We start from the raw sequence: 26,489 nt of genomic DNA, 5'->3' as shown, positions 1-26,489 counted from the left end.
GAAAGCAGGGTTTTAATGCGGTTGAAGCGAAGTATTAGTAGGGTTGAAATGGTGGTTCAGCCGAAGAGGCGGCGTTGCCAATCTTCGCATTCGCCGGTGTCGAGGCGGCGTTGGAACATATGCTGCCAGGAAGGGGGCAGGGGCAGTTGCAGCACTTCGCGCATGGCCTGAGGCTGGCAGTTTCGGCTATCGATGAGTTCGAGGATGCGGCTGAGCGGCCATTCGGCATAGGGGCGGGCGAGGAGGTGCACGCTGTCGCCCGCTTGAATGTGGCCGCTTTGTAATACGCGCAAATACCAGCCGCAGCGCAGATTGTGCTGTACTTGGGCGGCTATGTCGGGCACGCCGAAGCGTTCGTTGAGTTTCCAGCAGGGCTGGCGGCCTTGGCTGACTTCGAAGCGGGCGCTGCCGATTTGCCATTGGTCGCCGAGGCAGACTTGCCATTCGTCTGTGCCTTCGATGCAGAGGTTTTCGCCAAAGCCGCCGGCGCGGAAGTGCGGATTGCCGGGGAATTGGGCTTGCCAGTGTTCGTAGTGGTGTTGGGCGTAGCAATGCAGGGCTTTGTCGGCACCGCCGTGGTAGCGCGGGTCGCCCACGCCGTCGCCTACTAGGCCGGTGGGGGTGGCTTCGATGGGGCCGGCTACGGGCTGTTTGTCGATGCCGCTGATTTGGCCGCGGGCAAAGGGTTTGGGCTGGGCAATGCGGATTTCGCTGACGGTGGCGATGGTTTGAGGCATGATGGTTTCCTGCACAGATGGGCTGTGGCTGATTATAGCGGATGGGCTGGGTTTCTGCTTTACAGGCTGGCTGAAAACGAGCTTGTGAGTTTCCGCGAAGCTAAAGTTTCAGGTAGCCTTCCAGCTGGCAGCTTGAACCAAGGCAAATAAAAAACAGGCAAGCCTGAGGCATGCCTGTTTGTAAGTTGGGCGGTTAATCTCGGAAGATTTGTTGGTTGCCCACGAATACATTGCTGCTGTATTGGCAGCCGGAGGCGGTTTTGCAGCCGGGGATGGTTACGCTTAAGGTGTAGCGGTCGGTGCGGGTGGGGCGCAGGCCGAACATGGGGGCGTCGTCTTCTTCAGTATCGGCTTTGACTACGCTGCCATCGGCTGATTTGAGGGTTAGGTCGATGTTGTTGCAGTCGTGATCGCAGGCGGCGAAGAAGGTGTAGTATTTGCCGGCGGTGAGTTGAATCTGGTGGGTTTTGGTTTCGCCCACTTTGGCGCTGCCTTGGAACAGCTCTGCTTGGCGGGCACCCGGGTCTTTTTCCTGCATAAGTTGTTTGTAAACCTGCTGGACTTCGGGCAGCCATGAGCTCCTAGGCTCAGCTAGGGCGGCGGGGGCGGCAATCAGAGCGGCTAGGCCCAAGACGGCAAATTGTTTCATGTTTTTTCCTTTTGATTGGTTAGGTGAGTGTGCGCATTATAATGTAAGCTTAGGGAACACTGTAATTTTTTATTCTTTTAAAATCATTCTATTATTTATATATTTGGTGTTTTATGGGGTACGGATGCAGTAAGGCTACCTGAAAGTTTCAGGTAGCCTTTATCAGATGGTTCCGGGCAATAACAACAGGCAAGCTTGCGGCCTGCCTGTTTGCATGATTTAGCGTGATTAGTCGGCGAAAATATCTCGGTTGCCAACGAATACTTGACCGCTGTATTTGCAGCCGCTGTCGGTATGGCAGCCGGGGATGGCTACGCTCAGGGTGTAGCGGCCGGTGCGATTGGCACGCCAGCTGAACATGGGGGCGTCGTCATCTTCGGTGTCGGCTTTAATTACGCTGCCATCGGCTGATTTGAGGGTCAGGTCGATGTTGTCGCAGTCGCGGTCGCAGTCGGCGAAGAAGGTGTAGTATTTACCGGCAGTGAGCTGAACCTGGTGGTTTTTGGTCTCGCTCACTTTAGCTGCGCCTTGGAATAGGTCGGCTTGGCGGGCGCTCTCGTCTTTAGAGCGAACAGCTTGTCTGTTGAATTGCTGGGCTTCGGGCAGCCATGAGCCATTAGGTGCAGCCAGGGCGGCAGGAGCGGCAATCAGGGCAACCAGGCCTAAAACGGCAAATTTTTTCATATGTCTTCCTTTTGATTGGTTAAGTGAAAGAGTGTGCGCATTATAATGTAAATTAGAGAAATACTCTACTTTTATATTCTTTTTAAATCATTTGATTACGGTTGAATGCTAGTATTTTTGGCTGAGTAAGGAAGGCAAAAGGCTACCTGAAATCTTCAGGTAGCCTTCTTTAAGAACACTAGAGTTTAGTGATCAAACACGGGTTTGGTGCCCATGAATACTTGGCTGCTGTATTCGCATTGTTCGGTGTCACATTTCGGCATGGTAACAGTGAGGGTGTAGCTGCCGGTGCGGTTGGCACGCCAGCCGAATATTGGAGAATCGTCGTCGTCGTTATCTTCTTTAATTACGCGGCCATCGGCTGCTTTGAGGGTCAGGTCGATATCGCTGCAAGAGTAGTCGCAATCGGCGAAGAAGCTGTAGTATTTGCCGGCGGTGAGCTGTACTTGGTGGCTGCGATTTTGCTCTTTGGCAGCACGGCCGTTAAACAGATGAACTTGGCGGGCTTGGGGGTCTTTTCTACGCACGATATCACGGTTTATTTTTTGAGCTTCAGGCAGCCATGGGCCGTTTTCAAAGGCTTGGATGCTGTAGGCACAGCCGGAGGAGGCTTCGCATTTGGTCATGTTGGCGGTAAGGGTGTAGGTACCGCTGGTTGCAATAGCGCTGTTGATGACGGGATTGTCGTCGTCGTCGTCATCTTCTTTGATGGTTTTGCCGTTGCTATCGGTCAGCTTGAGGTCGATGTCGGAGCATTGGCGGTCGCAGTCGGCAAAAAATACGTAGGATTTGCCGGCTTGGAGCTGAATGGTATGGTTTTGGCTGCGGTTTTGTGCCAGATTGCCATTGAACAGCTGGAGTTCTCGCGCATCGCTACTCCGTTGACGCACGATTTCGCGGTTGATTCTTTGTGCTTCGGGCAGCCAGTCGTCGGCCTGCGCAGGTGCGGCGAAGGCAGGGGCAGCAGCCATCAGAGCGGCGATGGCGGCGAGAGTAAATTTCTGCATGGAATGCTCCTTTTGGTTAAAAAAGTAATAAAAGGGAAACAACGGGCAGATTATAGCCAATGTGCTGGAGTTTAACTAATCTTTTCTTATGTTAGGGTCTGTTGATAACTGCTGGTTTCCGCATTTTTCACCCCAAAGACGGCATTTTCCGCGTTGGAAATCCTCGCAAGGTGCCCAGCCTTACTGCGGTTTCCGACTTGAATCTGCTGCCTTTGGGGCAAAAATCCGCTTGGAAAAGTAGCTGTCAACAGCCCAAATCAGGCTACCTGAAAAACCATCTTCAGGTAGCCTGATTGGGGCTTAGCGTGCCGGTTCGGCTTGCAGGATGACATGCTGCCTGCGGTCGAGCAGTTCCAGCTTATTGCCGTTGATGCGGTAGGCGGCGGTGCGAGCAAAGGCGGCTGAGAGCCATTCTTCCTGCGCCTGAACATTCGGCGGGCAGAGCATCAGCGTGGTGGCGAGCTCGCCGATTTGTAGGTTTTGGCCTTGGTGGCTGAAGTGGCCGGATAGGGAATTACAGCCGAACGAGGCGTTCACGCGATTGTTGGCGTTGAACGCCAACGATCCGTTGGCGGCGTGGCGGCCGATGCGGATGATGCGCCAGCCGTGGCGGGAGAGTTCGGTTGCGGTTGCATTGGGCGCTGTGGCAACAGGCTGCGCCACGGGAGCAGGCTGCTCAGGGGCTGCGGGGGGCGGGGGGGCGCTGTCGGCCGGATTGGGGCGGGCGGCGCAGGCGGCGAGTAGGAAGGCGGCGAGATAAATCGGTTTCATTGCATGGGCTCCTATCTGGTTGAAAAGCATTTAATACAATGTGTTGTATTGTACACTAGGGGATGCGGTTCGGTGTTGATATAAGGCAATGGGGCGGGCATTTATAGCGGGTTGAAAAGGAACGCTGCTGCGCGTTGGTTTGCTTTGCCGTGCTGCTTATACTTGCTGCGGCTAGCCGCTTTGTCCTACTTTTTTATTCCGCTATATTTTGGAAAACGTGGCGTGGGCCGCATCAACGTAAAAGGCTACCTGAAAATTTTCAGGTAGCCTTTGTTTGCTTGCCTAATCCGCTTAGTGCTCAATCGGTTTGGCCGGGCGGGTGGCGGCTTGGCCTAGGGCGGCGCGCCATTGTTGCGGGGCTTTCACCAGTTCCAAAGCGCGGCGCAGTTGGTCGTCTTTGGCCGGATTGGGTTTGTAGCGGGTGGCGGGGTTGTTGTCGGCCTCGTCTTTAGCAGCGGGCTCGGAGGCGGCTTTGTTTTCAGCGCTGTGGTTGTTCAGCGCGCGGCCGCGCACTTCGTTGCCGCCGTTGGGGTTGCTCAGGTGGCCGGAGAGGTCGGCTTCGCGACTTTCATAACGGCGGGTTTTATCGGCCACTTCCACATCGGGCACGATGCCTTGGGCTTGGATGGAACGACCGCTGGGGGTGTAGTAGAGCTGGGTGGTGATTTTCAGCGCGCCGCCGTTGGAAAGGGGCATTACGGATTGTACGGAGCCTTTGCCGAAGCTTTGCGTGCCCACAATCACGGCGCGTTTGTGGTCTTGCAGGGCGCCGGCCACGATTTCGGAGGCGGAGGCGGAACCGGAGTTAATCAACACGGTGATGGGGATGGTTTTAAATTCGGCAGGCAGGCCGGCAAGCGGGTCTTTGCTGCTGCCGATTTGGTAGTCGGCGGGCTGGGCTTTGAGATTCATGTTTTCTTTGCCGTCACGGCCTTTGGTACTCACCACGAGCTGCCCGTTTTGCAGGAAGGCGGCAGATACGCCCACGGCACCGTTGAGCAGGCCGCCGGGGTCGTCGCGCAGGTCGATGATCAGGCCTTTGAGCGGGCCGCCGTTGGTTTGGTGCATGGCTTGCAGTGCCTCGGTCATAGCGGGCACGGTGCGCTCTTGGAATTGGCTGATACGCAGGTAGCCGTAGCCGGGCTCGATGATGTCGTGGCGCACGCTGCGCACTTTAATCACGGCACGGGTGAGGGTAACCACGATGGGCTGGGGCGCGTCTTTGCGGGTGAGGGTGAGGGTGATTTTGGTGCCCGGCTCGCCGCGCATACGTTTCACGGCATCGTTTACGCTCATGCCGCGGGTGGAGGCATCATCGATTTTGATGATGTAGTCGCCGCTTTGGATGCCGGCGCGTTCGGCAGGGGTGTCTTCAATCGGTGAGACTACTTTAACGAAGCCGTCTTCACTGCCCACTTCCATGCCCAGGCCGCCGAATTCGCCTTTGGTGGATTCCTGCATGTCGGCGTAGTCTTTGAGGTTCATATACTCGGAGTGCGGGTCGAGGTTGGAAACCATGCCTTTGAGCGCGCCTTCGAGGATTTCGTCGTCGGTTTTGTCTTGATAGTAGTTGGCTTTCACCTGGCTGTACACTTCGGCCATGGTGCGCAGGGAATCTACCGGCAGGGGCTGCTGGCTGCGGGTTTCGGCAAAGCTCTGCATGCTCAGGCTCACGGCGATGCCGCTGAAGGTGCCCAGGGTGTAGAGGGCGATTTTTTTGAAGGTGTTGTTGGACATAATGAGTGTTGGTCTTTCGGGTTTTGTTAATCTGAGTCCGGATAATCGGCGGTGGCGGTAGCTGTGTTTTTTCAGGTAGCCTGCCGTGTGGCTCGAAAGGCTGAACTTTAGGCAAATTTGCTTGTTCCAGCAAGGGGGTGGGGGAAAATAAATGTTAAACGGGGCGGGGATGGATTGTTGGGGGGAGATGGATGGCAAGGCTGGCTGGAAAATACGGCGGGTGTTGGCGCTATATTTTCAGGTAGCCTTTGACGCGAATTAAAGGCTACCTGAAATTTTCGCTCACCGGTTTGGCTAGTTTACCCATGAGGCGGGGTTCATGGCTTGGTTGCGGTAGCGGATTTCGAAGTAGAGGCCGTTTTCGCCGTCTGGGAGGCTGCCGCTGCGGCCGATGGTTTGGCGGGCGGATACGCGGCTGCCTGCGCCGGCGCTGATTTGGGAGAGGCCGGTGTAGATGCTGAGGTAGCCGCTGCCGTGGTCGACGATGACGGTGTTGCCGTAGCCTTGCAGGGGGGCGGCGTAGGCGACTTCGCCTTCGGCGATGCTGCGCACGGCGGTGGGCGGGGTGCTGATGAAGAGGCCTTTCCAGGTGCCGCCGCCGGGGCGGGCTTGGCCGAAGCGGCCGCTGATGCTGCCGCTAGCTGGACGTTGCAGGCGGCCTTGCATGCGGCTGAAGCCGTGGTTTTGCGGCTCTTGGGCTTCGGGGGCTTCGAGGGCGAGGTCTTCGGCGGTGAGGGTGTTGCGGTTGGGGGTGTCCGGCTGTTCGGGCGGGGCGGGGCGGGTTTCGTTTGGACGGAGATCGCTTTGGTTCGAACCGTTGTGTTCGTTTTCAGGTAGCCTTCGGGGGCGTGGGGCGGGTTTATTGCTGTTTTGGGCTTGCTGCTGGCGGCGTTGGCGCAGGGCTTGGGCGCGTCGCTGGCGTTCGGCTTCCTGCCGTTGGGCGGAGCGGCGGCTGAGGCTGGCGATGAGGCCGTTGAGGCGGCTTTCGTTTTGGCGCAGGGTTTGCAGCTTGGCGGTTTCGCGGCTGATATCTTGCTCGAGGCTTTGCTGTTGGCGTTGCTGCTGTTGCTGTTGGCGGCCGAGGCGTGCGGCGGTGGTTTGCTGTTGGCGTTTGAGGGCGTCGAGCCGCTTCAGCTGCTCGTTGATGCTGTCTTGCTGCTGTTTGAGCTCTTGGCGGTTGTGTTGCAGCTGGGTAAGAGCCTGGGCGTTGGCTTGGTTGAGGTGGCGCAGGTATTCGAGGTGGCGGCCTTTCTGCTGGGGGTCGGCGTTTTGCAGAAACAGGGTTACGGCGTTGGGCTGCTGGTTGCGATAACGGCTGTTGAGCAGGCGGGCGGCTTGGGCTTGGGTGTTTTGGATGCGGGTTTGCAGGCTGTCGAGCTTGGCCTGCATGGCTTGCAGCTCGCGCCAGGCGGTTTGGCGGCTGCGGGTGAGGCGGTCGAGCTCGCGGCGCACGGTATCGAGTTCGCTTTGGGTTTGGCGGATGTTGCTTTGCAGCTGGCGCTGTTCGCTTTGCTGCTGTTGGAGTTTGCGGTTGCTCTCGCCGATGGCGCGCTGCACTTGGCGCAGGTCGTCTTTGGGTGCGGCAACGGCGGGCAGGGCGCTGCAGAGGAGGGCGAGGAGGATAAGGATTTGGCTGTGCTTCATGAGGCTACCTGAAAAAAGGAGAGGCTACCTGAAAAGGATTTAGAGGAAATGGAGGTGTTCGGCAAGGATGAGCGTGCCAATGCCGATGAGGACGAGGCCGCCGAGGATTTCGGCGCGTTTGCCGATGGCACTGCCCAGGAAGCTGCCCAAGCGCAGGCCGATGGCGGCCATGATGGTGGTGGCCAGGCCGATGGCGAGGGCGGTGAGCAGGATGTTGACTTCGAGGAAGGCCAGGCCGACGCCGACGATCATGGAGTCGATGCTGGTGGCGAAGGCAATGGCGACGAGCATGAGCGGCGAGGGCGGGCGGCGGCCGGATTGGCCGCTTTCGGGCTGTGCCTCTGCAGATTGTTCCCCGGCGGGCTGTTCCGGCTGTAGCGCGCCGTAAATCATGCGCAGGCCGAGCAGGAGCAGCAGGGTGAAGGCGATCCAGTGGTCCCAATCGGCGATGTAGTGTTGTGCCACGGAGCCGATTGCCCAGCCGATGAGCGGGGTGAGGGTTTCCACACTGCCAAACACGGCGGCGGTGCGCAGTGTGCCCCGGCGGGTGGGTGTGCCGATGGCGGCGCCTTGGGCGATGGCCGCGGCGAAGGCGTCCATAGACATGCCGAAGGCGAGGGCGAGGATGGTGAGGAAGCTCATGGCGGGTGGAGGCTACCTGAAGCTTTCAGGTAGCCTGCTGCTGGGCGGTCAAACAAACTCAATCAGGCTCTCGCCGCTCATTTCCTGCGGTTTTGGCAGGCCGAGCATGGCGAGGAGGGTGGGGGCGATGTCTTTCAGTGCGCCGCCGGCCTTGATGCGGGCGGGGCGGCCCACATACAGGAAGGGCACGGGGTTGGTGGTGTGCTGTGTGTGCGGCTGGCCGTTGGCGGGGTCGAACATCTGCTCGCAGTTGCCGTGGTCGGCGGTAATCAGCACTTCGCCGCCGGCTGCCTGGGCGGCAGCCACGATTTTGCCCACGCAGTCGTCGAGCGTTTCCACCGCTTTGATGGTGGCAGCCAGCACGCCGCTGTGGCCGACCATGTCGCCGTTGGCGAAGTTGCACAGAATCACGTCGAAACGCTTGGCGGCGAGGCTGTCGAGGATGTGTTGGCACACTTGCGGCGCGCTCATTTCGGGCTGCAAATCGTAAGTGGCGACTTTGGGCGAGGGCACGAGGATGCGCTCTTCGCCGGGATATGGCTCTTCGCGGCCGCCGCTGAGGAAGTAGGTAACGTGCGGATATTTCTCGGTTTCGGCAATGCGCAGCTGGCTGATGCCTTGGGCGGACAGGTATTCGCCCAGGCCGTTGCGGATGCTTTCTTGGGCAAACAGCACCGGGAAGCGGTATTGGCTGCCGTAGCTGGTGAGCGAGGTGAAATAGCCGGGGCGGAAGCGCTGTTGGCGCGGGAAGCCTTGGAAATCGTCGAACAGCAGGGCTTGGGTCAGCTCGCGGGCGCGGTCGGCGCGGAAGTTCATGAAGACAACTGCATCGCCGTCGCGCAGAGCGGCTGCGGGGTCGATTACGGTGGGCTGCACGAATTCGTCGTATTCGCCGCGTTCATAGGCGGCGGCCAGGGCTTGCAGCGGCGTGTCGGCGCGGAACGGGGCTTGGCCGAACAGGGCGTTGTAGGCCTGTTCAACGCGCTCCCAGCGGTTGTCGCGGTCCATGGCGAAGAAGCGGCCGACCACACAGCCCACTTTCACTTGCGGGTGTTGCTCGCAATAGCTTTGCAGGGTTTTCAGGTAGCCTTCCGCACTTTGCGGCGGGGTGTCGCGGCCGTCTAAGAAGGGATGGAACACGATTTTCTGCATGCCGGCGGCCAGGGCGGCATCGGCCACGGCGAAGAAGTGGTTGATGTGGCTGTGCACGCCGCCGTCGGAGAAGCAGCCGAGCAGGTGCACGGTTTTCGTGGGGCTTTGCCAGGCGGCGGTGAGGGCGGGGTTTTGCGCGAGCGAACCGTTTTCGATGGCCATATCGATGCGGGTGATGTCTTGCGCCACCACGCGGCCGGCACCGATATTCAAATGCCCCACTTCAGAGTTGCCGAACTGGCCGGAGGGTAGGCCCACCATGCGTTCGGAGGCGTCGATCGTGCCGTAGGCGTATTGGGCTTTGAGGCGGTCGAGATTGGGCGTGTTGGCGAGAAGGACGGAGTTGTCGTCGCCTTCGAGGCGGTGGCCGAAGCCGTCGAGAATGAGGAGGACGATGGGTTTGGTGAGCTTGCTCATGGCGTGCGTTTCAGATGGAAATTGGGATGGCGGCATTATATAGCGGATTGGGTGGGAATTGAATGCGGGGCGGGGTGGAGCAGGCTACCTGAAATGTAAGCTTGAGCGAAATTTTCATCATGTGGGTAGGTAGGGTGGGGCAGGTCTTTTGCTGCATAGCAGCTCGCTTGGCTTGCTTTCAGGTAGCCTGCGGCGGTTTGGTAGAATGCGGTGTGAATACGAAAAGGAATAGTATGGATATGCTGGCAACGCCCTTGGGCGAATGGGAACGGGTGCGGGAAGAAACCACGGGCAGAGTTTTCTTAGTGGGGAAATTTTTGCAGATGCCGGTGTCGGTGGCGCTTGAATCGTCTGATGTTGAGCGGGTGGATTTTGATTTTATTCAAGACAAGGTATCGAAGTTTGCCCATATCAAGCGGCAGACTGAATTGTTTTTTGAGCGCATTGCCAAAAGCCGCCCCGATTGGTTGGGCATGGCGGCAGGGGCGCGGTTGGCGGATTATCGCGATTGCGTTGCTTGCCCTGAATTCGCGTTTGGCAGCGGGGCGGAGAGTTGGAGCATTGTTTATCGGGAAAGTGTGTTTCCGATTGCGGAGCCGTATGGGATTTTGGTGAATTATTTCGGGGATGATGTGGTGGGGTTTGAAGATATATCGGATGCGGAGGAATGCTAGCGGGCAGTTTTGAGGCTACCTGAAAGTTGCCAGCCCAGATAAAACAGCACGGTATTAAATCGGGCATAACCGCTATATAATCAAATCATTTCCACACACGCCGAAACCGATTATGGATTTAACCAACCATTTCCTCATCGCCATGCCCGATATGCAGGATAATTTCTTTGCCGAGAGCGTGGTGTATGTTTGCTCCTATTCCGCCGAAGGCTGCATGGGCGTGATTATCAACAAGCCCTCGCCGCTGCCGTTGCGGCAGATTCTGTCTGCCCAGCAGCACGCCGAGCCGCAGCATTTGTTTGACGACTATATCTTCTTGGGCGGTCCGGTACAGGTGGATCGCGGGTTTGTGTTGCACAGCCCGGCGGGTAACTGGATGAGCAGCATCATCGTGGGCGATAACCTCGCGCTTACTTCCTCCGGCGACATCCTTCCCCACCTGCACGACGAACAAAGCGTGAAGCAGGCCATGCTGTTTATGGGCTACACCGGCTGGAGCGCCGGCCAGCTCGAGCGCGAGCTGGCAGAAAACAGCTGGCTCACCGTGCCGGCCAGCGAACACATCATATTCGGCATGCCGCACGAGCAGCGCTACCACGCCGCCATGTCGCTGCTCAACATCGCCCCCGAACAACTCATCCGAACCGGCGGCCATGCTTAATATCCCACACGGCACCACGCTGGCCTTTGATTTTGGCGAAACCCGCATCGGCGTGGCGCAGGGCGATGCCGAAGTGGGCATTGCCCACCCGCTGGCCACCGTCAGTGGCGAGGGCAACGACAAAAAATTTGCCGCCATCGCCGCCCTGGTGGCAGAATGGCGGCCGGTGCAATTCGTGGTGGGGCTGCCGTTTTCCACCGACGGCAGCGAACATGAAATGACCCGTTTGGCTCGCAAGTTCGGCCACCGACTCAATGGCCGCTTCGGCTTGCCCGTGTATTGGGCAGACGAGCGGCTCACCTCGCTCTATGCCGCCGAACTCCTCAACCAAACCGGCCTGCGCGGCCACAAACAAAAGTCCGTACTCGACCAAGTGGCCGCACAGGCGATTTTGCAGGGCTTCTTTGAAGGCGGCTGGGTGGAAGAATTTCACGGCTGATCGTATGAAGAAAGGCTACCTGAAAATGGGAATAAGGTTTCAGGTAGCCTTTTTGGCAACGGGCAAGCAGATTTTGGAAACATTGTGCGTTGCCCGCAGCTATCTGGTTGGATCTATCCACACTCCAATAAAAGGACGAAAACATGAAACTAAACATATGGCCGGCCATATTGGTGCTGTTGCCCGTGGTGGCTCTGGCCAAGCCTGCCCAGCGCGGTGAAGAAATCGTTTATTTCAGCACGCCGCCGGTAGGTTTTGAAATCGGGTATCGGGCTTCGCAAGGCGGGCAGACGATTGTGGAGCTGGTGCCGAGAGGGCAAACGGTGCAGAACTGGGAGCGGATGGTTACCCTGCAAACCTTCGCCGGCAACGCCCAATCGGTAAGCGATTTCCGCCGCGCGGTGTCGGACAGCTGGCGGAGCGCCTGCCCGGGAGGCAACACAATCAATCTGAGCGAAGGGCAGGAAAACGGCTATCCCTTCGCTTTTTGGCAAATGACCTGCGAACGCAACCCGCAAAGCGGCAGGCCGGAATATACTTGGATAAAAGCGATCCGGGGCGAACGTGCGCTTTATGTGGCGCAATACGCTTTCCGCCACTTGCCGAGCCGGGAGGAACTGACCGATGCGGCACGCCGTCTGCGCGGCATGTCGCTGTGCGATACGCGGCCGGGCAGGGCTCGCCAGCATCCTTGCGGCCGTCGTTAGGAGTATGCAAAAGGCTACCTGAAAGCTCACTATATCCTCTTTCAGCTAGCTTCTAAGCTGAATGCTGCCGCATTCTTAGCAGGCAGGGAACTGTCTGGTGTGGCAAAGTTGAACTACGGTGATGAGGTAAGAGTTGACTGAAGTTTTTCAGGTAGCCTGTGGGGGAAAGGGGCTACCTGAAAACATATGGGCTGCTTCTCGACAGTTCTAAAGCCAAACAGCAATCTGCCCCGATTACTCCGTTTCGTTATCATGCTTCCCGTTTGGATTTGCAGGTGTGCGGAAGCGCAACGACTGGGTGTAGAAACATTTTTGCCGTTGGAATCATTCAACCATTTGGCGTGTCGGCTGCTTTTGCTGCCGCAGTTTGAAAAAACGGGCGGGCTGGGTATAATCGCGTCCAATTAGTCGGGGTGCTGCTTTGGGCGGCTGAGAGGATACCCGTTGTACCTGATCCGGTTAGCACCGGCGTAGGGAACTATCAGGCAGAGGAATGCGGGCGGCGGGTGCTGTTCGGGTTGCTTTGCCCCATCCGGAACGGATGGGTGTCTTCTCTGCTTTGCTCTGCTCCCCCGGCTTGGTGTGCCGGGCTTTTTTGTGCGCATTTGATACGCGGCTCGGTGGAATAGTTTTTCACAATATAGAGGAAACAGTTTGATGGAACAGCAGGCAGATAAACTTTCGGTTACCGCTTCGGCGGTGATTTGGTTTGGGGCGGCGGTGTCGGTGGCGGAAATTCTCACCGGCATGCTGTTTGCGCCATTGGGTTGGCGCATGGGCCTTTTGGCAGTGGCTATTGGTCATGTGATCGGCGGGGTGCTGTTTTATCTGGCCGGGCTGATTGGGGCGCAAACGGGGCGCAGTGCGATGGAAACGGTACAGCTTTCCTTCGGCCGTCGCGGCTCGCTGCTGTTTTCGGCGGCCAACGTGGTGCAGCTGGTGGGCTGGACGGCGATTATGATTTTCACCGGGGCGCAGGCTGCGGCGGCGCTCACGGCGGGCTGGAGCGCCGCACAGATAGGGTGGAGCGTGATTATCGGTGTGCTGATTTTGCTGTGGCTGCGTATTGGAATGCGGAATTTCAGCAAAATCAATTTTGTGTCGATGGGCACGCTATTTGCGTTAACGCTGTGGCTGAGTGTTCAGGTAGCCTCCGGCGAACCGGCGGCAGCCGGGCAGGCAGATGCGGAGGCGATGAGTTTCGGGCTGGCGGTGGAGCTGGCGGCGGTGATGCCGCTGTCGTGGCTGCCGCTGGTGTCGGACTACACCCGCCGCGCAGCCAAGGCGCGGGCGGCCACGCTCTCGGCTACGCTGGCTTATTTCTGCACCAGCTCGTGGATGTATGCTATCGGGCTGGCGGCGGCACTGTTTGCCGGCCAGAGCGAAATCGCGCCGATGCTGCAATATGCCGGGCTGGGCGCGGCTGGGATTTTGGTGGTGGTGTTGTCTACGGTGAGCACGACGTTTTTGGATGCGTATTCGGCCGGGGTGAGCTTCCACAGCATCAGCAGCCGCTTTGGTGAAGTGGCGGTGGCGGCGGTGGTTACGCTGCTGGGCACGCTGCTGGCGCTGGTGTTTGATGTGAGCCGTTTTGAAGGATTTCTGTATTTTATCGGCTCGGTGTTTGCGCCGATGATTGCGGTGCAGATTGCGGATTATTTTGTGCTGAAACGCAAGCCGGCTTCGGGGGAAGTGGATTGGGTGAGCCTGGCCTTGTGGCTGGCGGGCTTTGTGTTCTACCGCCTGATGCTGCAATGGCAGCCGCCGCTGGGCACTACGCTGCCGGTGATTGCGGCCACGTTTGCGCTGACGCTGCTGGTGCGTAAGTTGCTGCCGGCGTCGGACGGGGCGGCAGTGCACGAAAGTTGAGTAGAACCAAGAGCAAAAGGCTACCTGAAAAAATTCAGGTAGCCTTTCGTTTTGTTGTAGATGGAGGAAAGTCTGTTCCCCACCATTTTTCAGGTAGCCGCTATCCGAAGGCTACCTGAAATTTTTGGCGGGTATCAGCCGTTAAACACGGGCAGGATATTGGCTCGGCTGAGGATTTGGGCGGCCACGTTGGCCAGGCCGAAGAGGAACACCCAAGCCATCAGCCATTTCCCGCCATATACGCGGTAGCCTTTGCCTTCGCCGAATTTTTTGCGGCAGGCGTAGAGCAGCAGGGCGGGCACGAATGCCGTCCATACGGTGGCGGCGAAGCCGACGTAGCTGATGGCGAGCACGAAGCCGGTGGGGAACAGCAGGCAGGCAACGAGCGGAGGCAGGAAGGTGAGGGCGGCGGCTTTGCTGCGGCCGGCGCGGCTGGTACCGAAGCCGAACAGGTCGGTGAGGTAGTCGAGCAGGCCGAGGGTTACGCCGAGGAAGGAGGAGGCGATGGCCATGTAGGAAAACAGGGAGAGCACGCGCACCAGCCCGCTGCCGGCCACTTGGGAGAGGGCGGCGAGCAGGGCGGCCACGTTGTCTTGCGCGGCAATCACGGGGCCGAACTGGCTACGCGGCAGGTTGCCTTGCACGGCGAACTGCCAGAGGGCGTAGATCACCAGCGCCACCAAGGTGCCGAGCCAGAGCGAGCGGGCCACTTTTTTGGCGTCGCCCCGGAAGTAGTCGAACAGGCCGGACACGTTGCCGTGGAAGCCGAAGGAGGCGAGGCAGACGGGCAGGGCGGTGCCGAGGTAGATCCAGTAGCTGCCGTTTCCGCTGTCGGCGGTATCGAACAATACGGCGGGCTGGGCGGAAAGGAGCAGGCCGCCGTTGGCCCAGAGGAAGGTCATAATCATGCCGCCGATGAGAATGGTGGTGCCGCGGTCTACCCAAAAGGTGGACCACCATACGCAACCGGCGAAGATGAGGGCAAACACGATCTGCCCCACCCATAGCGGCGCTTGGAGGGCTTGGGCGGTAAGGTTGCCACCGGTGAAGATGTAGGCATAGGTGAGCAGATAGAGCACAAAGGCCACGGAGAGACCGGTGATGATGCTCCAGCCGCGGCCGAGCAGGTCTTTAACGATGGTGTCGAAGTTGGCGCCGGGCGGGTAGTGGGTGGTGGCTTCGAGAATCATCAGGCCACTGGAGAGCATGGAAAACCAGGTGTAGAGCAGCACGATGAGCGAGCCGATAAACCAGATGCCGGCAGTGGCGGTGGGGTTGGCGAGCATACCGGCGCCGATTACAGTGCCGGCGATAATCATGGCGCCGCCGAGTACGGAGGGTTTTTGATTCATGGTGATGTGGGTATGGAGTGGTTTTCGGTATGGTTAAAGCACTGCATTGCTTCCTACTGCGTTGGCTTGCCTTGCTGTCTGTGGCTCACCGCCCTGTAGGAACAAATCATTGCTTCCGCCACACCCTGGGGCAGGAAAATAAAACGGCCGCCCAAATCTGCAGCGGCCGGAGGCGGAATTATACAGGGCAGGGGCTTGGCTTGACTATATGGTTTGCGATTTTTGTGCGCCGAGGTTTTGGCATATTCTCACGTTATTGCTTATTTAATGGCGTTTAGTTTTTAATATGCGGTTTTGTTGTCATGTTGTTGCTTGGATGGTGTCTGGCGGGCAGATTATACTGTTTGAGCCAGAGGCTACCTGAAAATAAATTGTTAGCTTTGCGGGAACGGGCAAAGCTCGTTGGAACTTGGTTGAAGCCTTATGTTTTCAGGTAGCCTGTGGTGCGCAACAAGTAACTTGCTACCCACGCGGCAACTGTGATTGGCTTGGTGATGCCGCATATATTTCGACTAGAGAAAAAGGCTACCTGAAAATGCCGGATAGGGTTTTCAGGTAGCCTTTTCAATCAGGCAGAGAGATTGGTTTAGAACAGGGCGTCAATCTCTGGCGAGGGTGCTGCACCACCACCGCCGTTTTGCGGCGGTACCGGCTCTACCGCGGTTTCTTCCGGAATCACCGGATCGCCGCCTGCGGCTTGGATATCTTCAGCATCAGGAGTGGCGCCACGGTTGTCGATAGCCAGGCGCGGGCTGGTGCTCTGCTGCTCTTGCAGGAAGTATTCGCCGCCATTGCGGACAATCTTCGCTGGCATCGGCATGCCTTTTTGCGGCACGCCTTGGAGCGCATAGCGCATGTATTCCACCCACACCGGCAAGGCAATCGTGCCGCCGAAACCGGCGCGGCCCATGCTGCGCGGTTTGTCGAAACCGATATACACCACGCCCACCAAGTCGGGATTGAAACCGGCAAACCAGGCGTCTTTGTTTTCGTTGGTGGTACCTGTTTTACCGGCAATATCGCGTCGACCCAGCGCGTTGGCACGGGCACCGGTGCCTCGGCGCACCACGTCTTGCATGATGGTGTACATGATGTAGGCGTTGCGTGGATCGATAACCTGCGGCGCGCTTTCACCGGCCACCAAGGGTTTCATTTGGGCACGCAAACGGCCTTGATTATCTTCAATCCGGTCAATCACATAGGGCGATACTTTATAGCCGCCGTTAGCAAATACGGCATAGGCCTGCGCCATTTGCAGCGGGGTGGTTACGCCACTGCCCAAGGCCATAGACAGTGAATCGGGAATCTGGCGGGCATTAAAGCCGAAACGCTGTACGTATTGATGCACTTCGTGCACACCTAGTGCCATCACGATACGGATGGAAACCATATTTTTAGATGCAGTAAGCGCCTGGCGCAGGGTGATGAAGCCGGAGTAGCGGCCATCGGAGTTTTTCGGGCGCCACGGACGGCCGCCGCTACCCATGCCGGGCAATTCGATCGGGGCATCGTTGATGGTGGTGGCGGCAGTCATGCCTTTAGCCAAGGCAGCGGAGTACACGAAGGGCTTGAAGGTAGACCCGGGCTGGCGTTCTGCTTGAGTGGCACGGTTGAAGCTCTTACTATGGAAGTCGAAACCGCCCACCAAGGCGCGGATAGCGCCGGTTTTGCTGTCTAATGCCACAAATGCGCCTTGCAGCTCGGGCATTTGGCTGATCTGCCAACCACGATCAAGTTTGCGCACGCGGATAACCGCACCGGGGCGGATGGCATTGTCTTTGCCATTGTTGATAGTACGCGCTACATAGTTGAGAGCGTTGCCGCTGATTTTGATGCGGTTGCCGCCTTGTGTGTAGGCTTCAATCGAAGAGCGGCTGGCCTGCAACACCACGGCCGGTTGTAGGCCGTCTACGGTGTAAACCGTATCTAGATATTGATCCAAGTTTTCATCTAAGGCATCGGCTTCTATCGTTTTTAAATCGATAAAGGCTTCTGCACCACGATAAGCACCCAGTCCGAATCCTTTCAGGGCACGACGTAGGGCTAGGGTGGCCACTCTTTGGCTTTCTGAGCTAACGGTGGTATACACACGGAAGCCTTGAGTATAGGCATCTTCGCCGTATCGGTCGTACATTTCTTGGCGAACCATTTCAGCTACATATAGAGAGTTTTGGTCAATCTCTACCTGTTGGCGTCGGTAATGCAATTCTTCAGCCAGCGCTTGGTCACGTTCGGCAGGCGTAATCATCTTTTCTTCAACCATGTTATTGAGAATATAACGCTGGCGCAAACGGGCACGTTCGGGGTTCACGATCGGGTTGAAAGAAGAGGGCGCTTTAGGTAGGCCGGCCAGGATGGTGGCTTCGGCCAAAGTCAGCTCTTTAACTGGCTTATTGAAGTAAATCTGCGAAGCGGCAGCAAAGCCGTAGGCGCGCTGGCCCAAGTAGATTTGGTTGAAATATAGCTCCAAAATCTGTTGTTTGCTTAGCGATTGCTCAATTTTGTAGGCCAATAATGCCTCATTGAATTTACGGCGGTAGCTGCGCTCGTTGGTGAGGTAAAAGTTGCGGGCTACCTGTTGGGTAATGGTACTGGCGCCAGATTGCACACCGCCGGCACGGAAGTTGCCAATCAGAGCACGAGCCACGCCAGTAACGTCTACCCCCCAGTGTTGGTAGAAGCGTTTATCTTCTGCGGCAATAACGGCATTGATTAATACCGGCGGAAATTCGTCAATTTTGGTAAACGCGCGACGCTCTTCGCCATACATACCGATGAGTTTGCCGTCTGATGAATAAATGGTCAGCGGCATCCTGGGTTGATAATTAGTTACCGTCTCTAAGCTGGGGAGTTTTGGATAAGTTACCAAAACTGCAATAGCCAGCAGTCCGATGCCGAATAAGGCCAGCCCCAACAGTAATCCAAAGACAGTTTTAAATATTTTTCTAAACATAGTTACAAATTTTTCTATCAATAAGTACTTTGACTAAAGTAAACTATACCTTAATTTATGCAAGAAAACGCAAAACCTGATATAAATTTACCTGTGACCATTCAACCGGTCTTTTAAAGGGAGGCTTAAAGATGCGAATATCAAAAAAACCAAGAAAATCAAAACAAAAGACAAAAATGTCTTTTGGCAGCAAAGGCTGCTTGGGCGTGGATATTACGCCAACTGCCATTAATATGGTACATCTTGCCGGCAGTGTTCCGGGTAATCTTCGGTTGGAAAATTACGCCATCCAGCCTCTACCTAAAGGCGTTATTATAAACGGCAACATCGAAGATCATGACCAACTCGTGTCATATTTACAACAAGCTTACCAACAGCTTGGTAGTAGTTGCAAGAATGTAACAGCAGCTTTACCACAGGCTTTAACTAACATACAAACGATTACTTATGATGCCCGTAGTTCTGATTTGCCGGTAGACGAGTTCGTTGAGCTGGAAGCCAGTCAAACCATCGGTTCTGATAATCTGAGCTATGATTTCCAAGTTACTGCCGAATTGCAAAACGGCAATGTACAGGAAATTGTAATGGCTGCTGCTAAACGTGATGATGTGGATCTGCGCACAGATTTGTTCGCAGATGCTGATATTCCATTATCGCAGTTGGATGTGGATACTTTTGCTGTTGTAAACGCGTTCTCTGTATGGATTGATCAATTCGCTCCCGATTTGGAGCATCAAAAACTGGCTATCTTCCATGTAGATGAAGATCAGACTAAAGCTTTAATTCTCCAAAATGGCAATATTGTATATAAACAAGAAACCAATTTTGGTAACAAACAGCTAACTCATAACATCCAACGCCAATATAAATTGAGTGAGGATGATGCATGGAGTATGCGTTTCAAAAGCAATAAGCCTGCAGATTTTCAAGGTGCTGTGGCCGATCACTTTAATAGCCAGCTTACTCAAGAAATTCAAAGGGTTCTGCAATTCTATTACACCACGGTTAGCAGTGATTACCAAGACAGTGTTAAGCACATCTTAATTTCTGGATGTCCGTTTATGCAGCCTTTCGGTCTTGCAAAAAGCGTGTACGCTCAAACCAATATTTCTACTCAACAAGTGGAGCCTATTGCCAGTACGCAAGGTGGTAAACAAGCCGAAACTTCGAAATTCAATTTAGAATCCGGGCAACTGACCGTTGCATTTGGATTGGCTGTAAGAGGATTGTAAAATGATTCCATTAATTCAACTAAATATGCTCCCCTATCGTGAGGAGCAGGATAAACAGAAAAAAGCACAGTTTACCAGGCTGATGGTGTTCTCTGGTTTGGTTGGTGTTGGTTTGCTGGTGCTGACTTATGTGTCACTTAGTGGCATGATTCTGAACCAAGAGTCTCGCAATCAGCAATTAACTGATGGTATTGCGCAACTGGATATCCAGATCAAAGAGGTGGAAACCTTGGAGGCTGAAAAACGGGACTTCTTAGCTCGAAAAGCAAAAGTGGAAGAGCTGGAAAATAAACGTTTTGAAGCAGCTAGGATGATTGACTCCTTGAATACCGTTGCACCTGAAGGTGTCTATCTAACAGGAATTAAGGCAAAAGATGTCAGCACTTATACTCTGTCTGGTAAGGCTACTAGTGATAGCAAAATTGCTGATTTTATGCGCGTGATTCCAAGTACCAATGTGTTTGGTCAGCCTTCATTGGATAGCATCAATAAAGTAGAGTCGGTACAAGAGTTTGAATTAACTGTAGCTGTTTCTGCCTCTGTGCCGATGAGTAGTGATTCTGCAAATATTGCTCCTGTTGTAATGCCGTCAGAGTCTGCTTCTGCTACTGGCAATATTTCTGCATCAGTACCCAATACGCCTGTAGCACCTGCGTCATCTGCTACAGCCACTTCCTCCCCCGCGAATTAATGGAAGGATGAAATCATGGCACAAAAAATTGATCTTAATACCTTATATAAACAGAACAAGTTAGTTCAGCTTGGTGCTGGTATCGTTATTGTTCTTCTCCTTTTGGTTGCAGGCTACTTTGCTGTGTTTAAAGGGCAATGGGAAGAGTTCGAAGCTTTGCAGCAAAAAGAAGAACAATTGAAGCAGGACTATCAGAGTAAAGCGGATCAAGCCGCTAATCTGCCGGTTTTGAAGGATGAGTTGGAGAAAATTCGTACTGCATTTAATGTACTATTAAAACAGCTGCCAACGGATGCAGAAATCCCAAATTTGATTCAGGAGCTGCACCAAGCTGGTGCTAAAAACAGTATGCGTATGAATAGCGTGAAGCCTCTGCCACCAGTAGATCTGGATAACGTACAACAATTGCCTTATGAAATTTCCATTTCAGGAAATTATGAGCAAATTGCACAATTTATACGAGATGTAGGTCGTCTGTCCCGTATCGTAACCTTAGATAAGATCAATCTTGTTCCTGCAGATGCAAAAGATAGTAATGGCACTCTCACCTTAACTGCTAATGCGAATACTTATAAGGCGTTGGCTCAGAGTGAAGTAGTTGCTGCTTCAGCTGCATCACAAGCTGAATGATAAGACTGGTTCTTTATAAAGGATTTTATAATGAAGAAAAATATACTATGGTGTTCAGCAGTTCTTTTGCTGACAGCCTGTTCTTTGACAGAGGGTGATTTACAGCAGTGGATGGATAATGCCCAGGCAGAAGCAAGAAGTAAGGTGCGCCAACCACAGATACCGACTATTTCAAAGTCTCCTGAGTATGTAGACCCTGTAATTAATGGATTGAATATATTTGATCCTAAACGGCTGCGTGTGAACCAACAATCAGGTATTAATGCTCCGAACCCGGATAGGCCGAAAGAAATTCTGGAGAACTTTAGTTTAGAAAGCTTGCGTTATGTGGGTTCCATTAAACGAGGTGGTCAGATTTCTGCCTTCGTTGAAGCTGGTGGGCATACCTACACAGTACGCGTTGGCAATTATCTTGGCCAAAACTATGGGCAAATTACAGCTATTACTCCGGATAAGTTGATCTTATCGGAAGTAACTGAAGACAGCTATGGTGCATGGCAACGTCGAACAGCGGAGTTGGAGTTAAATACTTCAGACGCTTCTAACCAATCAAAATCTAATTAAACTTACCAAGGGATTTACGCTATGAAAATCAAAAAACTGCAATATCTAACCGCTTTAGGTATGAGCTTAGCCATGCAAGGCGTACTGGCTGGTAATATTACAGATATTAATGTTTCTGCTTTGCCGAATAATCAAAAAGTGATCAAAATTCGTTTTGATCGCGATATGCTGAAACCTAGCGGTTTTATTACTACTACACCTGCTCGTATTGCTTTGGATTTCCCGAATACTGGTGTCAGCCTTAGTCAGCCAGTACTTCAATATAACGACTCATTGCTTAGCCAAATCGCGGTTGCTCAGGATAGTAGTAAGACTCGTGTTTTGCTCAATTTGAATAGACCTGGGCAATATAATGCTGAAATCAGAGGTAATGAAGTTTGGATTTATTTGAACGAGACAGGTCAGGCATCCTCTTCGGCTGTAAGAGCCACAGCTCCTAGCAACCAAATCCAACAAGAGTCTCTTGGCGTAACTGAGAGCAGGGCTACTGCAGGTCAAAATGCTCTTGGTAGTAATACTGCAAATGTAGCTGTTGATTTCCACAAAAGTGCAAATAATTCCGGTGTGATTGAAATTAATACTGCTGGCTATCGCGGTACTCCTGAAGTTAAACAGCGTGCTAATAACTTGGTTATTTTACTGAAAAATAACCAACTGCCGATTGCTGCGCAGCGCAATTTGGATGTAACTGATTTCAGTACCCCAGTTCGCACCATCAGCTTGCGCCGCTTGGGTAACGATACAGAGATTACTATCAAAAATCAGGGTGGCTGGGAGCACAAAGTTAACCAATCTGCTGGTAGGTATACTATTACAGTTTCTCCTAAATCTACAGTAGCTGAAGATGGTATTAACCGTAATCGCAACCGTAATTTTACCGGTAAACGTGTTTCTTTAGACTTCCAAGACGTAGATGTGCGTACTATTCTGCAGATCTTAGCTAAAGAATCTAATATGAATATTGTGGCCAGTGACAGTGTTTCTGGCAAAATGACCTTATCATTAAAAGATGTGCCTTGGGATCAGGCCCTAGATCTGGTAATGCAGTCACGAGGGTTAGAATCGCGTCGTAACGGTAATATTATCCGTGTTGCTCCGGCGGAAGAGTTCCGTAAAATTGATGTTGAGACTCTGGAAAATGCTAAGCGTATTGAAGAACTCGGTCCTTTAGTATCTCGTACGTTCCAGTTGAAATACAAAGATGTCAATGAATTCCGTAAAATTTTGAATATTAGTGATACGGGTAGTTCAGGTGGTAGTGGCAACAATAATAATACTTTGTTGAGTAGTCGGGGGTCAGCTGTAATTGATCCAGCTACAAACACATTGATTATTAAGGATAATCAGAATGTTATTAAAGAGTTTGAACGATTAATTGAACAATTGGACGTTCCTGCTCGCCAAGTGATGATTGAGGCTCGAATTGTTGAAGCTAATGATGGTTTCTCCCGTGCCTTGGGGGTGAAGTTTGGTTACAACAAAACTTCTGGCTCAACTAGAATTGGTAGTGGCTTAGGTAGCGGTGGCGCTAACGGGAATACGTTCTCTATTGCACCGAACGTGAACTTACCGGCTATATCAGCAACCTCTTCTATCACTATAGTTCGGGCATTATCTTCTGGTGCTTTGGGATTAGAGTTAACCGCTATGCAGGAACAAAACCGCGGTAAGATTATTTCTAGCCCGCGCGTGCTGACTCAAGACCGCAAAGAAGCCACCATCAAGGCTGGTCGCGAGATTCCTTACCAAGAAGCTTCTTCCAGTGGTGCTACTAGTACCAGCTTCAAAGAAGCGGTGTTAGGGTTGACTGTTACCCCGCAAATCACGCCTGATGGTAACGTGATTATGGATATCAAGCTGAATAAAGACTCAGTGGATGAAAACTGTAGCGTACTGGGTACTCCGTGTATTAACACTAAAGAGCTGGTTACCCGTGCGATGGTGGAGGATGGTGGTACCATCATCTTGGGTGGTATCTATGAGGAAGAGAACTCTAATTCCCAATATAAGGTACCGCTGCTGGGTGATATTCCGGTTGTTGGCAACTTGTTCCGTGGTACTAGACGTAATAACAGCAAAAACGAATTGCTGATCTTCATCACCCCGCGTATCATGGGCAGTGAAGGTAACGTTCTGCGCTACTAAGCCACACTTTGCCGATTGATTCGGTTACAATGCCTGCCATGGATACCATGGCAGGCAATATTTTTTTTATCGGATTGATGGGTGCGGGCAAAACCACTCATGGCAAGCAGTTGGCAGCGTTGTTACAACGCGATTTTATTGATAGCGACCAACTGATTTGCCAACGCACCGGCGTTTCTATCGCCACTATTTTCGAGCTGGAAGGGGAGGGTGGTTTTCGCAAGCGCGAAGCTGCCATTATTGACGAACTGACCCGTCGACATCCCATTATCCTCGCTACCGGTGGAGGAGCTGTCTTGTCTCCCGATAATCGCCATTGTTTGCATACCCGAGGCACGGTGATCTATCTGCATGCAACCCCTGAAATCCTATACCGGCGCATCCAATATGATAAGAACCGTCCTTTGCTTCAGGTAGCTAATCCACTCGATAAGCTGCAAACACTCTACCAACAGCGCGATCCGCTTTACCGCGAAACAGCCCATCTCGTGTTTAATATTCCGCCGCAGCACTCCTGCCCGCAAATTACCAAGCAGCTATTGCAGCTGATTCAACAACATCAACATAGCCAAGAAAACCGATAATGCAAACCCTGCACGTCCATACCCCCGGCCACAGCTATCCTATCTACATTGGCTCTCGCTTGCTCGATAATTTAGCCGAACATATCCGCCCGCATATCAGTGGTAAAGCCGTTATCATCAGTAATCAAACTGTTGCCCCGCTTTACCTTAATCCCGTTCAAGTAGCCTGCCAACAACTCGGCATTAGCGTTTGCGACATCATCCTGCCCGACGGCGAACAATACAAAAATAATAAATCTCTCCAGCAAATCTACACTGGCCTGTTGCAGCATCATGCCGATCGACGCACCACCATCCTTGCTCTCGGCGGTGGCGTAATCGGCGATCTTGCCGGCTTTGCTGCCGCCACCTATCAGCGTGGCATCCCCTTCATTCAAATTCCCACCACCCTGCTCAGCCAAGTCGATTCATCCGTGGGGGGGAAAACCGGTATCAACCATCCACTCGGCAAAAACATGATCGGCGCGTTTTACCAGCCCCAAGTCGTCATTGCCGATACTGCTACTCTGCAAACCCTTCCTCCGCGTGAATTTTCCGCGGGGCTTGCCGAAGTCATCAAATACGCCTTGCTCGGCGACATTGATTTTCTCGCTAGGCTCGAACAAACCATGTCCAGCATTATGCAGCAAGAGCAAACCGCTCTCGCCGATACTATCCGCCACTGCTGCCAAATGAAGGCACACATCGTTGAGCAGGACGAAAAAGAGCAGGGCATCCGCGCCCTCCTTAACCTCGGCCACACCTTCGGCCATGCCATCGAAACCCAAATGGGCTACGGCAACTGGCTGCACGGTGAAGCTGTAGCCGCCGGTATGGTGCTCGCCGCCCGCCTGTCCGAGCGCAAAGGCTACCTGAAAACCGCCGACACCGAACGCATCATCCGCCTGCTGCAAGCCGCACGATTGCCCGTTGCACCGCCAGAGTTTGCGGTCGATACCTGGCTTGCCCACATGCAGCACGACAAAAAAAATCAAGCCGGCCAAATCCATCTTGTTATTCTTAAACAGCTTGGCCTAGCCGCAGTGGAAGCTGGCTTCAGCCGTGAAGACATGGCAGCCTTGCTACAAAGCATCTGATTGCCCGTTGCAAGCTGGTTGGCTAATTGATCAAGTTGATACAGCAATACAGGTCGATGCCATATTGGGAATAAAAATCTTAGTTTTGCAGAAACTCGCCTTTTTGTGGAAATCTTACTTTCAGGTAGCCTCTTATGCAGCAGGCTACCTGAAAATTATTTTGGCTATTGGGCATGGTTTAAGTTTAAGGTTTGCTAAAAAATAAGGCTTTGTCTTTGATAATGATCCAGAAAATGAATATGAGCAGAAGGCCGGTTTGGATGATTTTGCTATCGGGATGGGTGGCGAAAATTTCGTTGCCGAGGTTGGCAGATAGGTGGAACAACACGGCAATCAGGATACTGCAGCCGCTTTTCAAATACAGCCAGTTGGAAAGCAACACGAATACAATCATGCTGAACACAAAATTAGCGGTATATAGTGCGCCTTCAGCTACTACTTGGCTGTGGTAGTAGCCCTGAATAAAGGCCAGCGGCAGATGCCACAGCGCCCAATATACGGTAAAGATCATGGAGGCGGTGAACATACTGAATCAGCTCAATAATGCATCGGTGCCATAGCTGTGCCAGGCCAGTTCTTCAATGATGGCTGCAGAAATGAGGAGGAACCACGGCGAGACCATAGCTGAGCTAAATGAGGGGTTGCCGGAGATGTGGAATTACGCCATGCTGTGCCAAACAGCAGGGAGATAAATTGTGCCAATATCAAGGTAAATGGTAGGAGCAGAAGGGTGCACAGCAGATAGCATTTGGGAAAACCGCCCAGCTTCAGCAGCCGGTTGGCAGCATCGGAACGCAAGCCGGGATTGCTTCGCAGCAGCCATAGCGCCAGCAACATTGGCGATACCAGCCCGATTATGCTTAAACCGGTTTGTATGTATAGCATAGTTTTTGAAGACTGATGATGGCTGATATAGGCGGCGGTGAACCACAACAGCCAGGGAATGAGCAGGGAAAGGGAGAAGAAGGTGAGGAGGCGGTAGGTTTGTTGTATGATGGTTTGGTGTTTGCTATGTTGGAAAAATTTTCAGGTAGCCTTCTGTGGTGGGAAGGCTACCTGAAAATATTATTCCACTTACTTAACAATTTCCACCGGGCCGTGGTCGTCGCAGTGGTCGCCGTGTTGGTGGTGCAGACGGCCGTTTACGATGTAGTCGATGTGATCGCCGTGCGGTACGGCTTCGTGGCCACAGCCTTCGCCGTGAACATGGCCGGCACAGGTTTGCACGGGGTGGCAGCCGTCGGGGTTGGTGGCGTTTACATCGAGGCTGTGCTCGTCGTAGTGGCCGTTGTGCTCGTGGTGCAGGTGGCCGTCATGGATGTAGTCGATGTGGTCGCCGTGTTTGATCGCGGTATGGCCGCAGCCTTCGCCGTGAACGTGTTGGTGGTTGGCATGGGTATGGCAGTTGCTCATTTTGTTTCCTTTCATAAGGGTGTGTTTATAGATGGGGTAATGATAGCGGAAACAGATGT

Annotated in this window: 26 protein-coding genes and 1 riboswitch; of the genes, 12 read left to right on the top strand and 14 right to left on the bottom strand. The window is 53.8% G+C overall.

Annotated features, from left to right (window positions below):
* Positions 1–56 precede the first annotated feature (56 nt).
* The 10 genes from HMPREF2541_RS04065 to HMPREF2541_RS12150 all read right to left on the bottom strand — a co-directional run bounded on the left by HMPREF2541_RS04065 (position 57) and on the right by HMPREF2541_RS12150 (position 9,597).
* Positions 57–737 carry an MOSC domain-containing protein gene (locus tag HMPREF2541_RS04065; RefSeq protein WP_035580162.1) on the bottom strand — a complete coding sequence of 227 codons (681 nt, stop codon included), beginning with the start codon at positions 735–737 and terminating at the stop codon, positions 57–59.
* Between the two features lie 193 nt (positions 738–930).
* Positions 931–1,386 (bottom strand): hypothetical protein, encoded by a 456-nt coding sequence (locus HMPREF2541_RS04060; protein WP_070541827.1) that lies wholly within the window; start codon positions 1,384–1,386, stop codon positions 931–933.
* A 228-nt stretch (positions 1,387–1,614) separates the two neighbouring features.
* Positions 1,615–2,070 (bottom strand): hypothetical protein, encoded by a 456-nt coding sequence (locus HMPREF2541_RS04055; RefSeq protein WP_003823261.1) that lies wholly within the window; start codon positions 2,068–2,070, stop codon positions 1,615–1,617.
* Positions 2,071–2,255: 185 nt separating this feature from the next.
* A complete protein-coding gene (locus HMPREF2541_RS11550; RefSeq protein WP_050754437.1) occupies positions 2,256–3,077 on the bottom strand; it encodes a hypothetical protein in 822 nt (273 codons plus the stop codon).
* Positions 3,078–3,377: 300 nt separating this feature from the next.
* Positions 3,378–3,848, bottom strand: coding sequence for an META domain-containing protein (locus tag HMPREF2541_RS04045; RefSeq protein ID WP_070541824.1), 471 nt, complete (start codon positions 3,846–3,848; stop codon positions 3,378–3,380).
* Positions 3,849–4,139: 291 nt separating this feature from the next.
* Complete coding sequence (locus tag HMPREF2541_RS04040) at positions 4,140–5,585, bottom strand: S41 family peptidase (protein WP_003823256.1); 1,446 nt, start codon at positions 5,583–5,585, stop codon at positions 4,140–4,142.
* 294 nt (positions 5,586–5,879) lie between these two features.
* On the bottom strand, positions 5,880–7,229 hold the full coding sequence (locus HMPREF2541_RS04035) for a murein hydrolase activator EnvC family protein (protein ID WP_070541821.1): 1,350 nt from the start codon (positions 7,227–7,229) through the stop codon (positions 5,880–5,882).
* Positions 7,230–7,268: 39 nt separating this feature from the next.
* Positions 7,269–7,871 carry a manganese efflux pump MntP gene (locus tag HMPREF2541_RS04030; RefSeq protein WP_003823251.1) on the bottom strand — a complete coding sequence of 201 codons (603 nt, stop codon included), beginning with the start codon at positions 7,869–7,871 and terminating at the stop codon, positions 7,269–7,271.
* A gap of 48 nt (positions 7,872–7,919) precedes the next feature.
* A complete protein-coding gene (gpmI, locus tag HMPREF2541_RS04025) occupies positions 7,920–9,440 on the bottom strand; it encodes a 2,3-bisphosphoglycerate-independent phosphoglycerate mutase (RefSeq protein WP_070541818.1) in 1,521 nt (506 codons plus the stop codon).
* 10 nt (positions 9,441–9,450) lie between these two features.
* Positions 9,451–9,597: a hypothetical protein gene (locus HMPREF2541_RS12150; protein ID WP_153712119.1), complete on the bottom strand. Its 147-nt coding sequence runs from the start codon at positions 9,595–9,597 to the stop codon at positions 9,451–9,453.
* A 76-nt stretch (positions 9,598–9,673) separates the two neighbouring features.
* Here HMPREF2541_RS12150 and HMPREF2541_RS04020 point away from each other — a divergent pair, with 76 nt between their 5' ends.
* The 5 genes from HMPREF2541_RS04020 to cytX all read left to right on the top strand — a co-directional run bounded on the left by HMPREF2541_RS04020 (position 9,674) and on the right by cytX (position 13,790).
* Complete coding sequence (locus tag HMPREF2541_RS04020) at positions 9,674–10,114, top strand: hypothetical protein (RefSeq protein WP_064086491.1); 441 nt, start codon at positions 9,674–9,676, stop codon at positions 10,112–10,114.
* 112 nt (positions 10,115–10,226) lie between these two features.
* Positions 10,227–10,775, top strand: coding sequence for a YqgE/AlgH family protein (locus tag HMPREF2541_RS04015; protein ID WP_003823247.1), 549 nt, complete (start codon positions 10,227–10,229; stop codon positions 10,773–10,775).
* The gene (gene ruvX / locus HMPREF2541_RS04010) at positions 10,768–11,214 is read left to right on the top strand and encodes a Holliday junction resolvase RuvX (protein WP_064086492.1); all 447 of its coding nucleotides are present in this window, start codon (positions 10,768–10,770) and stop codon (positions 11,212–11,214) included. The genes HMPREF2541_RS04015 and ruvX overlap by 8 nt, the downstream gene beginning before the upstream one ends.
* A gap of 143 nt (positions 11,215–11,357) precedes the next feature.
* Positions 11,358–11,921, top strand: coding sequence for a hypothetical protein (locus HMPREF2541_RS04005; RefSeq protein WP_064086493.1), 564 nt, complete (start codon positions 11,358–11,360; stop codon positions 11,919–11,921).
* Between the two features lie 399 nt (positions 11,922–12,320).
* Positions 12,321–12,415, top strand: a riboswitch (TPP riboswitch).
* Positions 12,416–12,578: 163 nt separating this feature from the next.
* The gene (gene cytX / locus HMPREF2541_RS04000; protein WP_070541815.1) at positions 12,579–13,790 is read left to right on the top strand and encodes a putative hydroxymethylpyrimidine transporter CytX; all 1,212 of its coding nucleotides are present in this window, start codon (positions 12,579–12,581) and stop codon (positions 13,788–13,790) included.
* A gap of 134 nt (positions 13,791–13,924) precedes the next feature.
* On the opposite strand, the gene HMPREF2541_RS03995 is transcribed toward cytX, so the two are convergent.
* Positions 13,925–15,142: an aromatic amino acid transporter gene (locus HMPREF2541_RS03995; RefSeq protein WP_064083884.1), complete on the bottom strand. Its 1,218-nt coding sequence runs from the start codon at positions 15,140–15,142 to the stop codon at positions 13,925–13,927.
* Between the two features lie 586 nt (positions 15,143–15,728).
* Positions 15,729–18,095 (bottom strand): penicillin-binding protein 1A, encoded by a 2,367-nt coding sequence (locus HMPREF2541_RS03990; protein ID WP_064086495.1) that lies wholly within the window; start codon positions 18,093–18,095, stop codon positions 15,729–15,731.
* Positions 18,096–18,271: 176 nt separating this feature from the next.
* On the opposite strand from HMPREF2541_RS03990, the gene pilM reads away from it, so the two are divergent.
* Genes pilM through aroB form a run of 7 tightly spaced genes read left to right on the top strand, consistent with a single transcriptional unit; the run spans position 18,272 to position 25,017 of the window.
* Positions 18,272–19,327, top strand: a complete 1,056-nt coding sequence (gene pilM / locus HMPREF2541_RS03985; protein ID WP_003823236.1) for a type IV pilus biogenesis protein PilM — start codon at positions 18,272–18,274, stop codon at positions 19,325–19,327.
* A 1-nt stretch (position 19,328) separates the two neighbouring features.
* Positions 19,329–20,018 (top strand): PilN domain-containing protein, encoded by a 690-nt coding sequence (locus HMPREF2541_RS03980; protein WP_003823234.1) that lies wholly within the window; start codon positions 19,329–19,331, stop codon positions 20,016–20,018.
* Positions 20,019–20,033: 15 nt separating this feature from the next.
* The gene (locus tag HMPREF2541_RS03975; protein WP_064087009.1) at positions 20,034–20,648 is read left to right on the top strand and encodes a type IV pilus inner membrane component PilO; all 615 of its coding nucleotides are present in this window, start codon (positions 20,034–20,036) and stop codon (positions 20,646–20,648) included.
* 30 nt (positions 20,649–20,678) lie between these two features.
* A complete protein-coding gene (locus tag HMPREF2541_RS11545) occupies positions 20,679–21,212 on the top strand; it encodes a pilus assembly protein PilP (protein WP_049257862.1) in 534 nt (177 codons plus the stop codon).
* Between the two features lie 21 nt (positions 21,213–21,233).
* A complete protein-coding gene (pilQ, locus tag HMPREF2541_RS03970; protein WP_003823230.1) occupies positions 21,234–23,357 on the top strand; it encodes a type IV pilus secretin PilQ in 2,124 nt (707 codons plus the stop codon).
* 29 nt (positions 23,358–23,386) lie between these two features.
* Positions 23,387–23,941, top strand: a complete 555-nt coding sequence (locus HMPREF2541_RS03965; RefSeq protein WP_049257861.1) for a shikimate kinase — start codon at positions 23,387–23,389, stop codon at positions 23,939–23,941.
* Positions 23,941–25,017 carry a 3-dehydroquinate synthase gene (aroB, locus tag HMPREF2541_RS03960; RefSeq protein WP_064087008.1) on the top strand — a complete coding sequence of 359 codons (1,077 nt, stop codon included), beginning with the start codon at positions 23,941–23,943 and terminating at the stop codon, positions 25,015–25,017. The genes HMPREF2541_RS03965 and aroB overlap by 1 nt, the downstream gene beginning before the upstream one ends.
* Positions 25,018–25,201: 184 nt before the next feature.
* Here aroB and HMPREF2541_RS12465 read toward each other — a convergent pair whose 3' ends face one another.
* Together HMPREF2541_RS12465 and HMPREF2541_RS03950 are read right to left on the bottom strand one after the other, a co-directional pair.
* Positions 25,202–25,543, bottom strand: coding sequence for a hypothetical protein (locus tag HMPREF2541_RS12465; RefSeq protein ID WP_231104012.1), 342 nt, complete (start codon positions 25,541–25,543; stop codon positions 25,202–25,204).
* A 548-nt stretch (positions 25,544–26,091) separates the two neighbouring features.
* Complete coding sequence (locus HMPREF2541_RS03950; protein ID WP_023886832.1) at positions 26,092–26,430, bottom strand: hypothetical protein; 339 nt, start codon at positions 26,428–26,430, stop codon at positions 26,092–26,094.
* Between the last annotated feature and the right edge of the window lie 59 nt (positions 26,431–26,489).

Origin of the sequence: Eikenella sp. HMSC061C02 (assembly GCF_001809035.1) — a bacterium.
Lineage (GTDB): Bacteria > Pseudomonadota > Gammaproteobacteria > Burkholderiales > Neisseriaceae > Eikenella > Eikenella corrodens.
Note: the sequence above shows the minus strand (reverse complement) of the source record. Positions and strands in the feature narration are given on the sequence as shown.

Excerpts from the sequence above, each read along its gene's own strand:
- HMPREF2541_RS03995 (WP_064083884.1), bottom strand. The coding sequence starts at position 15,142 with ATGAATCAAAAACCCTCCGTACTCGGCGGCGCCATGATTATCGCCGGC.
- HMPREF2541_RS04065 (WP_035580162.1), bottom strand. The coding sequence starts at position 737 with ATGCCTCAAACCATCGCCACCGTCAGCGAAATCCGCATTGCCCAGCCC.
- pilQ (WP_003823230.1), top strand. The coding sequence starts at position 21,234 with ATGAAAATCAAAAAACTGCAATATCTAACCGCTTTAGGTATGAGCTTA.
- HMPREF2541_RS04005 (WP_064086493.1), top strand. The coding sequence starts at position 11,358 with ATGAAACTAAACATATGGCCGGCCATATTGGTGCTGTTGCCCGTGGTG.
- HMPREF2541_RS11550 (WP_050754437.1), bottom strand. The coding sequence starts at position 3,077 with ATGCAGAAATTTACTCTCGCCGCCATCGCCGCTCTGATGGCTGCTGCC.
- HMPREF2541_RS04015 (WP_003823247.1), top strand. The coding sequence starts at position 10,227 with ATGGATTTAACCAACCATTTCCTCATCGCCATGCCCGATATGCAGGAT.
- HMPREF2541_RS04045 (WP_070541824.1), bottom strand. The coding sequence starts at position 3,848 with ATGAAACCGATTTATCTCGCCGCCTTCCTACTCGCCGCCTGCGCCGCC.
- HMPREF2541_RS04035 (WP_070541821.1), bottom strand. The coding sequence starts at position 7,229 with ATGAAGCACAGCCAAATCCTTATCCTCCTCGCCCTCCTCTGCAGCGCC.
- HMPREF2541_RS03990 (WP_064086495.1), bottom strand. The coding sequence starts at position 18,095 with ATGTTTAGAAAAATATTTAAAACTGTCTTTGGATTACTGTTGGGGCTG.
- HMPREF2541_RS03965 (WP_049257861.1), top strand. The coding sequence starts at position 23,387 with ATGCCTGCCATGGATACCATGGCAGGCAATATTTTTTTTATCGGATTG.
- HMPREF2541_RS04020 (WP_064086491.1), top strand. The coding sequence starts at position 9,674 with ATGGATATGCTGGCAACGCCCTTGGGCGAATGGGAACGGGTGCGGGAA.
- HMPREF2541_RS04030 (WP_003823251.1), bottom strand. The coding sequence starts at position 7,871 with ATGAGCTTCCTCACCATCCTCGCCCTCGCCTTCGGCATGTCTATGGAC.
- HMPREF2541_RS03980 (WP_003823234.1), top strand. The coding sequence starts at position 19,329 with ATGATTCCATTAATTCAACTAAATATGCTCCCCTATCGTGAGGAGCAG.
- HMPREF2541_RS12465 (WP_231104012.1), bottom strand. The coding sequence starts at position 25,543 with ATGTTCACCGCCTCCATGATCTTTACCGTATATTGGGCGCTGTGGCAT.
- pilM (WP_003823236.1), top strand. The coding sequence starts at position 18,272 with ATGTCTTTTGGCAGCAAAGGCTGCTTGGGCGTGGATATTACGCCAACT.
- HMPREF2541_RS04040 (WP_003823256.1), bottom strand. The coding sequence starts at position 5,585 with ATGTCCAACAACACCTTCAAAAAAATCGCCCTCTACACCCTGGGCACC.
- HMPREF2541_RS04055 (WP_003823261.1), bottom strand. The coding sequence starts at position 2,070 with ATGAAAAAATTTGCCGTTTTAGGCCTGGTTGCCCTGATTGCCGCTCCT.
- HMPREF2541_RS12150 (WP_153712119.1), bottom strand. The coding sequence starts at position 9,597 with ATGCAGCAAAAGACCTGCCCCACCCTACCTACCCACATGATGAAAATT.
- HMPREF2541_RS11545 (WP_049257862.1), top strand. The coding sequence starts at position 20,679 with ATGAAGAAAAATATACTATGGTGTTCAGCAGTTCTTTTGCTGACAGCC.
- cytX (WP_070541815.1), top strand. The coding sequence starts at position 12,579 with ATGGAACAGCAGGCAGATAAACTTTCGGTTACCGCTTCGGCGGTGATT.
- ruvX (WP_064086492.1), top strand. The coding sequence starts at position 10,768 with ATGCTTAATATCCCACACGGCACCACGCTGGCCTTTGATTTTGGCGAA.
- HMPREF2541_RS04060 (WP_070541827.1), bottom strand. The coding sequence starts at position 1,386 with ATGAAACAATTTGCCGTCTTGGGCCTAGCCGCTCTGATTGCCGCCCCC.
- HMPREF2541_RS03975 (WP_064087009.1), top strand. The coding sequence starts at position 20,034 with ATGGCACAAAAAATTGATCTTAATACCTTATATAAACAGAACAAGTTA.
- HMPREF2541_RS03950 (WP_023886832.1), bottom strand. The coding sequence starts at position 26,430 with ATGAGCAACTGCCATACCCATGCCAACCACCAACACGTTCACGGCGAA.
- gpmI (WP_070541818.1), bottom strand. The coding sequence starts at position 9,440 with ATGAGCAAGCTCACCAAACCCATCGTCCTCCTCATTCTCGACGGCTTC.
- aroB (WP_064087008.1), top strand. The coding sequence starts at position 23,941 with ATGCAAACCCTGCACGTCCATACCCCCGGCCACAGCTATCCTATCTAC.